Source organism: Nonomuraea sp. NPDC001684, assembly GCF_053596515.1.
This window is the reverse complement of the sequence record NZ_JBSFGJ010000273.1, coordinates 1-12888: the sequence shown is the minus strand read 5'-3', so window position 1 is coordinate 12888 and position 12888 is coordinate 1. Positions and strand designations below refer to the sequence as shown.

Here is a 12888-nt window from a genome sequence, read left to right as displayed (position 1 = left end):
TCGCGCAGCGCGGTCACGACGTTCTTGCGGGCCTCGTCCTTGGCCAGCGGCGCGACGGAGTCCTCAAGGTCGACCCGCGCCGCGTGACCCTCCCGCCCTACCCCTTCGACCGCCGCCCCTACTGGCTCCCCACCACCCCTGCCGACCGACCCAGCCCCATGCCCCGGCCTCCGGCCCCTCAGCCGATGCCCGCCGACGCGGCCGCCTCTCAGACGGGCTCCGAGCTCGCCGCCGGGCCGGCGTCCGATCGGAAATCGGGGGAGGCCGCCGACGGGCGTTGCACCTACCTGCGGCCCCGCTGGACACCCGCCGCACTCCCCGAGGGACCCAGGGAACCGGAAGCCCTTCTGGTGATCACCGACGACGACCGGCTGGCCGAAGCGCTCGGCGGCGCCCAACTCCGCCCCGGCGACGCCTTCCCACCGGACGATCCCCCCGAGCAGGCCGCCCGGCGATTCGGCGACCTGGGCCGGACGCCCGACGCCATCGTGATCGCCCCCTCGGACCCGTTCCCCGGGACCGCCGCCTTCGACGCCCTGCTGCGCACGGCCACCGCCGTCCTGCGCGACGGGGGCCCGCTCAGGGTGGTGGTGTCCGCCGCGACCGGCGAGCCGCACCACACCGCCCTGGCCGCCGCCCTGAGGACGCTGGCCCTGGAGCACACGGCGTTCAGCGGCGTGTGCGTCACCGGCGCCACCCCGGCGCAGGTCGCGGCCGAGCTGCGGGCGCCCGCCGCCGGAACCGCTCCCGAGCAGCGGGTCTCCGAGGTCGCCTACCGCGACGGCGTCCGCCTGGTGAAGGGCATGGAGCGGTACGAGCCGCCGCCGCCCGGGCTGGACGTCCGGCCGGACGGCACGTACCTGATCACCGGCGGCGCCGGGGCCATCGGGCTGGCGTTCGCCCGCTTCCTCGCCGGGCGCGGGGCGGCGAAGCTGGTCCTGACCGGACGCTCCGAGCCCGGCGACGACATCGAGCGCCGGATCGCCGGACTGCCCGCCGTCTACGTGCGCGCCGACGTGTGCTCGGCCGCCGACCTGCGTGACCTGCGCGACCGGTACGGCCCCTTCCACGGCGTCATCCACGCCGCCGGGATCCACCGGGACGCGCGGGCCGTGCGCAAACGTCCCGAGGACACGCGGGCCGTGCTGGAGCCCAAGATCCTGGGCACCGTCCTGCTGGACGAGGCCCTGCGCGGCCAGCCGCTGGACTTCCTGGCGCTGTTCTCGTCGGTGGCCGCCGAGACCGGCAACATCGGGCAGATCGACTACGCCTACGCCAACGCCTTCCTCAACCACTTCGCCGAGCGGCGCGCGCGGCTCGGGCACGGCAGGACGCTCGCCGTCGGCTGGCCGCTGTGGGAGGAGGGCGGCATGAAGGTGGACGACGCCACCCGCCGGCTGTTCGAACGCCGCTGGGGCAGCGTCCCGATGAGCACCGCCGCCGGGCTCGCCGCCTTCGCCCGAGGGCTGGCCGGAGCCGAGACGAGCTTCGCCGTGGTCGAAGGCCCCGCCGAGCCCGCCCCCGAACGGTCCCAGCCGCCCGCGAACCCCGAATCCGAGGTTATGGAGATGAGTGAGCCCATGTCCGCGACGGAGACGACCGGGTCCGACGACCATCTGATCGAGGCGGTCCGGGCGGAGCTGCGTCGCGCGGCGGCCGGATTCCTGCTGGTGGGCGAGGAGCACGTGGACCTCGACGCCGAGCTGATGGACATGGGGTTCGACTCGATCTCCATGGCCGAGCTGGTGGACCAGGTCAACGAGCGGTACAAGCTGGACCTGCTGCCGACCGTGCTCTTCGAGGCCACCGACCTGAACACCTTCTGCGACCACCTGCTCGCCGAGCACCCGGCCGAGATCGCCGCCGCCCACACCCCACCCGCCCCCGCCACCACCTCGCCCGCCCCCGCCACCCCATCCGCCCCCGCCGCAGAACCTCCCGCCGCCCCCGCCGGGCGGCAGGAGGACGCCGAGCCAGGCCCGGCGCCGGAGACCGTGACCTCGCCCCCACGGCCCGGCGCCGGGGCCTCCCCGACCGCCCCCGACAACCCACCGACCACAGGGACCAGCACAGGGACCGGCACGACGGCTGGGAGTGCGACGGAAAAGCCCGCGACGGGTGGCATCGCGATCATCGGCATGGCGGGCATGCTGCCCGGCTCCGCCGACCTGGACGACTTCTGGCGCCACCTGACCGAGGGCCGCGACCTGACCCGCCCGGTCCCCGAGGACCGGCGCGAGCTGCGCGAGAACCCGGAGACGGCGAACGTCCGCGCCGGCTTCCTCGACGACGTGCGCTCCTTCGACGCCGCGCTGTTCGGCATCTCGCCCAAGGAGGCGGCGATGATGGACCCGCAGCAGCGGCTGTTCCTGCAGACCGTCTGGCGGGCCGTCGAGGACGCCGGTTACCGCCCCGCCGACCTGGCCGGCACCAGGACCGGCCTGTTCGCGGGCGTGTCCGCGTGCGACTACGACGACCTGCTGCGCGAGCACGGCGTGCCGGTCGAGGCCCACACGGCCAGCGGCGTGGCCGACTGCATCCTGGCCAACCGCGTCTCCCACCTGCTGGACCTGCGCGGCCCGAGCGAGGCGGTCGACACGGCCTGCTCCAGCTCCCTCGTCGCCCTGCACCACGCGGTACGCGCCATCGAGGACGGCGAGTGCGACGCGGCCATCGCCGGCGGCGTCAACCTGACGCTCAGCCCGGGGCTCTACATCGCCTTCGCCAAGTCCGGGATGATCAGCGAGGACGGCGTCTGCAAGACGTTCGACGAGCGCGCCGACGGCTACGGCCGGGGCGAGGGCTGCGGAGCCGTCCTGCTCAAGCCGCTGCGGACGGCGCTGGCGGACGGCGACCAGATCCTCGCCGTGATCAGGGGCAGCGCCGTCAACCACGGGGGCCGGGCCAGCTCGCTCACCGCGCCCAACCCCGAGGCGCAGGCGCGCGTGCTGGTCGACGCCTACCGCAAGGCGGACGTCGATCCCGCCCGCGTCAGCTACATCGAGGCGCACGGCACCGGCACCAGGCTCGGCGACCCGATCGAGATCGAGGGCATGAAGAAGGCGTTCGCCCGGCTGTACGCCGACCGGGGGCGGCCCGCGCCGGACGTCCCGCACGTCGCGCTCGCCACCGTGAAGACCAACATCGGCCACCTGGAGGCGGCGGCCGGCATCGCCGGGCTGCTCAAGGTGCTGCTCTGCATGCGTCATGGGGCGCTGCCGCCGACGATCCACTACGAGCGCCCCAACCCGTACGTGCGGCTGGAGGGCAGCCCGTTCACCATCAACACGCGGCTCACGCCGTGGGACGGGCCGGACCGGGTGGCGGGGGTCAGCTCGTTCGGCTTCGGCGGCACGAACGCGCACGTGGTGCTGGAGGCGTACCGGCAGCAGGTCCCGCCGGAGAAGGCGGGGGAGCCGCGGGTGCTGGTGCTGTCGGCGGCCCGCCGGGAGGCCCTGGAGGAGTACGCGCGGAACGTCGCCCGGTACATCCGGGAACATCCGGAGATCGGCCTCGACCGCATCGCCTGGACCCTCCAGAACGGACGCCGCCACCTGTCCGAACGGCTCGCCGTGGTGGTCAGCGATCGTGAGCAGGCGGTACGGGCGCTGAGCGGCGAACCGGCGGGCGTGCACAGGGGCACCGCCCGCAGGGACGCCCCGGCGCCGTGGGGCACCGGGCCGGAGGACCTGGCCGAGGCGTGGGTCTCCGGTAGCGAGGTGGACTGGCAGGGGTTGTGGCAGGGGCCGCGCCCGGTGCGGGTCTCGCTGCCCGGTCCGCCCTTCGCCCGCGTCGAGCACTGGTTCACCGCACCCGAGCCGTCCCGCGCCGCCGCCCCGGCCGCTGCGCCCTCCACCGTGCCGTCCGCCGCGCCTTCGGACGGCGCGGTCGTGCGGCGGACCAGCGACGGGAGGGTGCGCCTGCGCGCCGCCAAGGGCGGCCGCACGCCGGACGCCCCCGCTCCGGCCCCCGCCGCCGAGCGGGCGGAGGCCGCGCGGCTGGACGAGACGCCGGTCGCGCCCGCCGGAAGCGCCGGCGGGCCCGCCGGGGTGGAGGAGATGCTGCGCGAACGGCTCTCCACGATCCTGGACGCCGATCCCGCCGGCGTGGACGTGGACACTCCCTTCGAGGAGCTGGGACTCGACTCCATCTTCCGGATGGAACTGGTCAAGGCGATCAACACCGCCTTCTCCCTCGACCTCCAGGCAGCCGAGCTGTACGAGTACGACACGGTGGACCGGCTGGCCCGCGCCGTCGAATCAGCCATCACCGACTCCGCCCCCACCCAAGAACCGAAACCGAAACCCGCCCCGAAGCCCGCCACCGAACCGACGTCGAAGCGCACCACCGAACCGGCCCCCAGACCGGCCCCGAAACCCGCGCAAAAGGCCGCAGAACCGGCCCCGAAGCGCCCCCGCACGCCCGAGCAGGCGCAGGAGCCCGGCCCAGCGCGAGCCAAGGCCCCGCGGCAGGCGCGAGGGAAGGCAGGCACCCTGGAGGACCAGCTCGCGGACCTGGTCGGCGCGATCATCGAACGCCCGCTCGACCCCGCCCGCAGCTTCGCCGACAACGGCCTGACCTCCTTCGAGATGCTGCGCGTGGTGAGCGTCCTGGAGAAGCAGGTCGGCGCGCTGCGCAAGACCCTCCTGTTCGACCACCCCACGCCCGCCGACCTGGCCGCCCACCTGCGCGACGAGCGCGGCACGGAGTCCGTACGGCCCCCGGAGCAGCCGGACGGACCGGCCCCGTTCGAGACGAGGACGCGCGACGGCGAGCCGGCCGTGCTGCTGAAGCGGGACCTGCACCGGCACCCGGACCTGCGGGACCTGGTCGCAGGCATCGACCGCCGCCACGCCAAGGAGGGCGGCCTGGCCGGACGCGACATCGCGCCGCTGGCCTTCATCGGCTCGGCGCGCAAGGGCTACCTGCACGTCTCCGAGAACGGCGGCAACCTGCTGGCCTGGAGCTACGCCGGCTCCGAGGAGTACTTCCAGGAGCTGGTCGAGGAGTACACCGCCTACGCGCGGGCGCGCGGCCTGCGGCCGAACTTCCTGTCCCTCCTCCCGGTGCGCGAGGTGGCCGGGGAGCCGTACAGCGCGACGCCGTTCGGGGCCGTGCAGCGGCTCGACGACCTGGGCTCCTTCACGCTGAAGGGCGGCCGGATGGAACGCCTGCGCTACATGGTGCGGCGCTTCTGCAAGGCCGGCGAGTGCCGGACGGTCGAGTACCGCTCGGGCGAGGACCCCGCGATGGACCGCAGGCTGGCCGGGCTGGTGGACGACTGGGCCGGCCGCAAGCAGATGGTCAACCCGTACGTGTCGGTCGTCCGGCGGGAGATCGAGGAGGGCCGCCTGGACGGCAGGCACCGCGTCTTCGTCACCTACCTGGACGACGAGGTGGCCAACGCCGTCGTCATCACGAAGATCCCGTCGGAGAACGGCTACCTGCTGGACGTCGAGTTCTACCCCAAGGGCATGCCGCTCGGCGGGCTGGAGTTCACGATCGTGCAGATCATCGAGCGGCTCGTGGAGGAGGGCTGCACGATGTTCAGCTTCGGCGCCAGCTTCGGCGCGGAGACGGAGGAGTCGGCCAACGCCGCCCCGGACGTGCGCCAGGCGCTGGACGAGCTGCGTTCGGCGGGCATCTTCGGCGAGGGGAACTTCCAGTTCAAGAACAAGTTCCGGCCGGTGAACGTGCCCATCTACCTGTGCCAGCCGGAGGGGGAGGACCGCACCCCGGTCTCGGAGATCATCCTCATGATCGCCGACCCGGACCTGCGCCCCGCCACCACCGAGGAGCCGCCCGAAGCCAAGCCCGAAGCCAAGCCGACAGCGGACATGCCGGACATGGCCGGACTGCTGAACCGGTACGGCGGCGAGCCGGCCCGCGTCCCCGCCCACCACGTCACCACCGACCTGATCACCGATTCCTGGGCCGAGCTGGACGCCCCCTGGATCGCCGAGCGGCTGCGGCGCCTGACGGAACGGTCGGCCGCCCGCCCGGACACCGAGATCGACGGCCTGCCGTTCCCCTTCGTCGTCCCGACGGGCTCCGGCCGGGCGGCCGAGGCGCTGCTGTGCCGGTCGTGGCCGGGCCGGCGCGGGCGGGTGCTGCACAACGGCCTGTTCCCGACCTGGTTCCTGAGCCTGGCCGACAACGGCTTCAAGCCGGTCGAGCTGCCCGGCGGCCCGGAGATCGACGTCGAGGCGCTGGAGGCGGAGCTGGCCGGGGACGAGCCGGTGTCGTTCGTCTGCGTGGAGGTGGCCAACAACGCGGCCGGCGGCGCGCCGACCTCGCTGGCCAACCTGCGCGCGGTCAAGGAGGCCGCGGCGGAAAGAGGCGTCCCGCTGGTGATCGACGGCGCCCGCGTGGTGGACAACGCGGTGGCGGTGGCGGACGGCCGGGACGTGTGGGAGGTCGTCGGCGAGCTGCTCGAACTGGCCGACAGCGCCACGATCAGCCTGTCCAAGGACTTCGGGGTGCCGTTCGGCGGCCTGCTCGCCACCCGCGACGACGCCCTGCGCGAGCGGGTCGCCGAGCGGCTGGAGACCTGGGGCAGCGACGTCGGCCTGGCCAACCGCCGGATCATGGCGGCCGCCCTGGAGGACCGCGAGACGGTGGCCGACCAGGTCCGCGCCCGGACGGACGCGGTGGCGGCGCTCCGGCAGGGCCTGTCGGAGGCGGGCGTCGCGCTGGAGGGCCCGCCCGGCGGTCACTGCGTGCTGCTGAAGGACGCCGACCACGTGCGCATCTTCCGTGAGACGGGCATCAGGGGCGCTCCGCACTTCGGCCGCGAGGGCGTGGTGCGCCTGGCGGTGCCGGTCGGCCTGAGCGTCGAGGAGGCCAAGGACGCCGCCGCCCGCCTGGGCGCCCTCCTCGGCGCCGACGCCCCGCAGGCCGCCCGTCCCAAAGGCCGGAAGAGCGAAACCCGGGCTGCCAGGACGAGCAACCCCGACAACCCCAACCTGGCGATCCTCCGCGAACACCACCCCGACGTCGAGCACGAGATCGTCACCACCGCGGACGGCGACGTCGAGCTGTTCAGCGCCGGCTCAGGACCGGCCCTGCTGCTCATGCACCCGTTCAACATCGGCGCCGGCGTCTACGCCCGCCAGTTCGAGGGCCTGGCCCACCGCTACCGGGTGACGAGCGTGCACCACCCGGGGGTCGGCGCGACCACGGCCGCCGCCGACCTGTCGCTCAGCGGCCTGGCCCGGCTCTGCCACGACGTGGCGGGCGGCCCGGCGCACGTGGCCGGGGCGTCGTTCGGCGGGCTGGTCGCCCTGGCGTACGCGCTCGACCATCCCGACGACACCGAGTCGCTGATCCTGATCGGCAGCTCCTGCCGCATCGGCAACCGGGTCGGCGACATCGACAAACTGGAGGTGGTGGCCACCCAGGACTTCGACCGGGTCATCGAGGGCAGCGGGTCCAAGCGGCTGCGCAAGCGGCGGGACGCCCTGATGCGGCTGCTGCTGCGCGCCGAGAGCATGGCCCCGCAGGTCGGCCTGCGCTACCTGGACGTGTTCGCCGAACGCCCGGACCTGGGCGACCGGCTGCCGGAGATCCGGGCGCGCACGCTGATCGTCCAGGGCCGGTACGACACCGTCATCCCGGCCAAGACCGCGCACCTGCTGCACGCCCTGATCCCCGACTCCCGGTACGAGGAGATCCCCGACGCGGGTCACTTCCCGCAGCTCACCAGCCCCGACCACGTCAACCGGCTGATCTGCGAGTTCCATGATGAACAGAATTGACGACAGCACCGTGACCAGGACCGAGCTGGTCAAGCCAGGGATGTGCGGGCCCAGCTCGCTGTTCATGGGCGAGGTCGGCGACTGGACCTGGGACACGGTCAGCGCGCTGTGCGGCACGAACGCCTTCGACGCGCGCAACGCCGCCGGCGACCCGACGTACCTGTCGTTCTACTACTTCCACGTCAGGGGCAGCCGCGACCTGCACGTCAACGCGCTGACGTTCGGCGACGAGCTGGAGGTCACCTCCCGGCTGTTCGGCTTCGGCAGCGAGTCGGTGCTGGCCCTGCACCGGATCGGCCGCGGCGGCCGGACGGGCGAGCTCGACCCCGACCGCTTCTACGCCTTCGACGACCCCGGCTGCATCTACGTCGAGACCTTCAACCGCTGGATCTCGCGCAGCGCGCCCGGCAGCAACGAGGGGCTGGTCAAGTCGTCGCCGGTGGACTTCAGGCACGAGCACCTGCCGACGCTGCCCGGCGCGTACTCGCCGCGGAAGATCTACGGCCACGCGCGGAGCACCGGCACGTTCCTGGCCCGCAAACCGGACGACCCGGTCACGTTCACCGCCTACTACCCGGTGGAGCCGTCCAGGGACCTCAACGGGGTGGGCCTGCTCTACTTCGCCTCCTACTTCGCGATCGTCGACTGGGTGCTGCTGCGCTTCTGGCGCAGCCGGGGGATCGGCGTCGCCGACTTCCTCCGGCGGGTCGTGCTCGACCAGCGGCTGTGCTACCTGGGCAACGCGAACGCCGACTCGGTGCTGCGGGTGAGCCTGGAGTGCTGGCCGGTGCCGGAGGACGAGAACGAGGAGATCGTCAACCTCGTCATGGAGGACCGGGGCCGCACGATCGCGGTCAGCACCCTGCGCGTTCTCAGGAGGGGAGACACCGATGACGACGCGTGAACACGTCGAGGGCGTCGTGCACAAGACGATCGACGAGATCCTGCCCGGCGTCGAGATCGACGGCCGGGCGCACCTGAAGGACCTGGGCGCGGACTCCGTGGACCGGGTCGAGATCATCCTGGCCGTGCTCGACCGGCTCGGCGTGCGCGAGCCGCTGTCCTCCTTCGGCGGCGTGCCCAGCGTCGACGCCCTGGTCGACTTCCTGTGGGAGCGTGTGAGGTGAACGTCGGAATCGAGGCACTGAACGTCTACTGCGGCCTGGCCCAGATCCCGGTGCCGGAGCTGTTCGAGGGGCGCGGGCTCGACGCCGAGCGCCTGGGCAACCTGATGATGCGCAACCGCTCGGTCGGCCTGCCCTTCGAGGACCCGGTGACCAACGCCGTCAACGCCGCCCGGCCGATCGCCGGCGACGACCGGATCGAGATCCTGATCACCTCCACCGAGTCCGGCCTCGACTACAGCAAGTCGGTGGCCTCCTACGTGCACGAGTACCTGGGGCTGCCGAGGAGCTGCCGGGTCGTGGAGGTCAAGCAGGCGTGCTACGCGGCCACGGCGGCCGTCCAGCTCGCCGCCGCGTACGTCGCCTCGGGCGTGTCGCCCGGCGCGAAGGCGCTGGTGATCGCGACGGACGTGGCGCTGGTGGACGAGCGAGCCGCCTACGCCGAGCCCGCCATGGGCGCAGGGGCGGCCGCCGTGCTGATCAGCGACCGGCCGCGCGTCCTGGACCTGGATCTGGGGGCGTTCGGCAACCACAGCTACGAGACGATGGACTCGGCCCGGCCGGGGCCGACGTTCGACATCGCCGACTCCGACCGCTCGCTGTTCGCCTACCTCGACTGCCTGACGAGCTGCCTGGCCGGCTACCGGTCCAGGGTCGAGGACGCCGACTTCGCCACCACCTTCGACCATCTGGCCATGCACACCCCGTTCGCCGGGATGGTCAAGGCCGCGCACCGCAAGCTGATGCGCGAGTCGGGCGGCGGCACGGCGTCGGTCGAGGAGGACTTCGAGCGGCGGGTGCTGCCCTCGCTCGCCTACCCCAGACGGGTGGGCAACCTCTGCTCCGGCTCGGTCTACCTGGCCCTGGCCAGCCTGATCGACCACGCCACCCTGGACGGACCGGCCCGGGTCGGCCTCTACTCCTACGGCTCTGGCTGCTCGTCGGAGTTCTTCAGCGGCCTGGTGGACGAGGAGTCGGCGAGCACGCTGGCCGCGATGCGGATCGGCGAGCACCTGGACGGCCGCTGCGAGCTCGGCTTCGACGAGTACGCGGCGCTGCTGCCCGAGACCCTGACCTGCCTCGTGCCGGAGCGGGACAGGCAGGTCGACGTGGGCGCGTACGAGCACCTGCTCGCCCGCGCCCGCTTCGACCGCGATCTCCTGGTGAACACCGGGACGAAGGACTACCACCGAACCTACGAATGGCTGGCACCATGACAAACGCGGAGATTTTCGAGACCGTCAAGCAGAACGTCCTGAGGGTGCTGCCGGACCTGCGGCCCGGCGACGTGACGACCGAGGGCACCCTGACCGACCTGGGCGCGAACAGCGTCGACCGGGCCGACGTGGTCACCATGAGCATGGAGGACCTCGGGCTGACCGTGCCGGTGTCGGAGTTCCAGGAGGTGCACGACATCCGGTCCCTGGTGGACCTGCTGGCGAGGCATTCATGAAGGTCGTCGTCACCGGCATGGGCATCGTCTGCTCGATCGCCTCCACCGTCCCGTCGTTCACCAGGGCGCTGCGGGCGGGACGGTGCGGGATCGGGCCGGTGCCCGACCCCGGCGACGGCGGGCCGCGCCTGGCCGCCCTGGTCAAGGGCTTCCGCTTCCGGGAGGCGGTGGCGGCCCGCCGCCGCCTGCCCGAGGAGATCGTGCGCAACGCGCTGCGGGCGGCCAACCGCTCGCCGCAGCCGCTGCAGATGGACCTGGTCGCCGCCATGCAGGCGTACGAGCAGGCCGGGCTGCACGAGGCGCGCGCCGACCCCGAGCGGATGGGCCTGGTCGTGGCCGGGCACAACCTCAGCTCCGGCTACGCCCACGACCTGCACCCCAAGTACGAGGACAACCCCGCCCACCTGCCGGCCAGGTTCGCGCTGCACTTCATGGACACCGACCGGGTGGGCACGCTCAGCCAGGTGTTCGGCATCAGGGGCGAGGGCTACACCGTGGGCGGCGCCTCGGCCAGCGGCAACGTCGGCATCATCAACGGCAGCCGGCTGGTGGAGTCGGGGGCGGTGGACGTCTGCCTGGTGGTGGGCGCCATGACCGACCTGTCGCCGATGGAGAAGCGCGGCCTGGCCACGCTCGGGGCGGTCGCCGGCGTCGAGGAGCCGCAGCAGGCCAGGTGCCGGCCGTTCGACGAGGAGCACGAGGGGTTCGTGCCCGGCCAGGGCGCCGGCTGCGTCGTGCTGGAGAGCGCCCGCTCGGCCGCCGCCCGCGGCGCGACGGCGCTGGCCGAGCTGTGCGGCTACGACCTCAAGCTGGACGCCAACAGCCTGCCCGACCCGCGCGAGGAGGGCGAGGCCAAGGTGATGGTCAACGCCATGGCCAACGCGGGCGTCGGGCCGCGCGACATCGACTACGTCAACGCCCACGCCACGGCGACGCCCAGCGGCGACGTGGCCGAGCTGGCCGCGCTGCGCAGGGCGCTGGGCGACAGCTTCGGCCGGCCGTGGGTCAACTCCACCAAGGGGCTGGTCGGCCACTGCATGTGCGCGGCCGGCGTGGTGGAGGCGATCGCGACCGTGGTGCAGATGCGCCGCGGCTTCGTCCATCCCAACCTGAACCTGCGCCATCCGATCAACCGCGACTGCCGGCTCGCACCCGGCAGGCTGCGGGCCGCCGACATCCGTTACGCGCTGTCCAACAGCTTCGGGTTCGGCGGCTTCAACACCTGCATCGTCCTCGGACGCGAGCGTTGACCGACGGCCGACGCATAGCGCCCAGGGTCAGGGGTAGCGAAAAAGAGAGCAAAAAAGGGAGCTGACATGACTACCCAAGGTAAGGGCTCGTACCAGATCACCGGTTGGGACGAGAAGCCCTACGAGGAGAAGAAGGGCCAGCCCAAGCTCACTCAGGCCCACGTCACCAATGCCTGGACCGGCGACATCGAAGGCGAGGGGCAGGCCGAGTACCTGATGGCCTACGCCAGCGACACCGAGGCCAGCTTCGTCGGCCTGCAGAAGGTCGTCGGGAGCGTCCGCGGCAAGAAGGGCTCCTTCGTGCTGCAGGCGACGGGCACCTTCGACGGCGGCGTGGCCAAGGCCGACTGGTCCGTCGTGCCGAACTCCGGCACGGAGGAGCTGAAGGGGCTGAGCGGCAAGGGAGGGTACGTCTCCAAGACCGACGGCTCGGCGGAGGTCACCCTCAACTTCAACCTCAAGTAGGCGCTGCACGCAGGCGAGTACGCGGGGCCGGGGGCTCCGCGTACTCGCATGTCAGGAACTGCTCAGTGTTGAGCAGACCGCCTCGCGCCCGCGCGCGACGATGGCCGCATGGACACTGAAGTGATCGTCGTCGGTGGCGGCCAGAGCGGGCTCGTCGCGGGCTACTACCTGAAACAGGCCGGCATCCCCTTCGTCATCCTCGACGAGGAACCGCGGCTCGGCGAGGCGTGGCGGCAGCGCTGGGACTCCCTGGAGCTGTTCACGATCGCCGAGTACTGTGCCCTGCCCGGCCTGCGCTTCCCCGGCCGGAAGAACCGCTTCCCCACCAAGGAGGAGATGGCCGACTACGTCGAGGCGTACGGCAAGGAGTTCGACCTGCCGGTCAGGCTCGGCACCCGCGTCACCTCCCTGGAGCCGATCGAGGGCGGCTACCGGCTGGAGACCACGAAGGGCACGTACGAGGCGCCGCAGGTGATCATCGCGACCGGCGCCTACCGGGTGCCGAAGGTGCCCGAGCTCGCGGGCAGGCTGGACCCCGAGGTCTACCAGGTGCACACCGGCCGCTACCGCAACCCGTCCCAGGTGCCGGGCGGGACCGTCGTCGTGGTCGGCGCCGCGAACTCCGGCGCCCAGATCGCGCCCGAGCTGGCCGCCGGCCGCCGCGTGCTGCTGTCGCAGGGCTCGCCGCTGCCGCACTTCGGCCGCCGGTTCCTGGGCAAGGGCCTGCACTGGTGGGGCGACAAGTTCGGGCTGATCGCCAAGCCGCTGATGGGCGAGCGCGACCGGCTGCACAAGAAGACGATCCTGGTCGGGCCGAGCCTGAAGAAGCTGGCCAAACG

General features: G+C 72.6%; 8 protein-coding genes. All 8 read left to right on the top strand.

The annotated features are described in order from the left end of the window. Nucleotides 1-350: 350 nt before the first annotated feature. A complete protein-coding gene (locus tag ACWCSD_RS34720) occupies nt 351-7757 on the top strand; it encodes an alpha/beta fold hydrolase (RefSeq protein ID WP_449921310.1) in 7407 nt (2468 codons plus the stop codon). Then, complete coding sequence (locus ACWCSD_RS34715; RefSeq protein WP_449921308.1) at nt 7741-8661, top strand: LnmK family bifunctional acyltransferase/decarboxylase; 921 nt, start codon at nt 7741-7743, stop codon at nt 8659-8661. The genes ACWCSD_RS34720 and ACWCSD_RS34715 overlap by 17 nt, the downstream gene beginning before the upstream one ends. After that, nucleotides 8648-8884: a phosphopantetheine-binding protein gene (locus tag ACWCSD_RS34710; RefSeq protein ID WP_449921306.1), complete on the top strand. Its 237-nt coding sequence runs from the start codon at nt 8648-8650 to the stop codon at nt 8882-8884. The genes ACWCSD_RS34715 and ACWCSD_RS34710 overlap by 14 nt, the downstream gene beginning before the upstream one ends. Further along, complete coding sequence (locus tag ACWCSD_RS34705; protein WP_358298247.1) at nt 8881-10098, top strand: hydroxymethylglutaryl-CoA synthase family protein; 1218 nt, start codon at nt 8881-8883, stop codon at nt 10096-10098. Before ACWCSD_RS34710 ends, ACWCSD_RS34705 begins: the two co-directional genes overlap by 4 nt. After that, entirely contained in the window at nt 10095-10334 is a 240-nt protein-coding gene (locus ACWCSD_RS34700) for a phosphopantetheine-binding protein (protein WP_358298245.1), read from the top strand. Before ACWCSD_RS34705 ends, ACWCSD_RS34700 begins: the two co-directional genes overlap by 4 nt. Next, a complete protein-coding gene (locus ACWCSD_RS34695; RefSeq protein WP_387665472.1) occupies nt 10331-11584 on the top strand; it encodes a beta-ketoacyl synthase N-terminal-like domain-containing protein in 1254 nt (417 codons plus the stop codon). Before ACWCSD_RS34700 ends, ACWCSD_RS34695 begins: the two co-directional genes overlap by 4 nt. 66 nt (nt 11585-11650) lie before the next feature. Next, complete coding sequence (locus ACWCSD_RS34690) at nt 11651-12049, top strand: DUF3224 domain-containing protein (RefSeq protein WP_352327373.1); 399 nt, start codon at nt 11651-11653, stop codon at nt 12047-12049. A 108-nt stretch (nt 12050-12157) separates the two neighbouring features. Next, nucleotides 12158-12888: flavin-containing monooxygenase (locus ACWCSD_RS34685; protein WP_449921302.1), on the top strand; the 731-nt coding region annotated here is incomplete at its 3' end.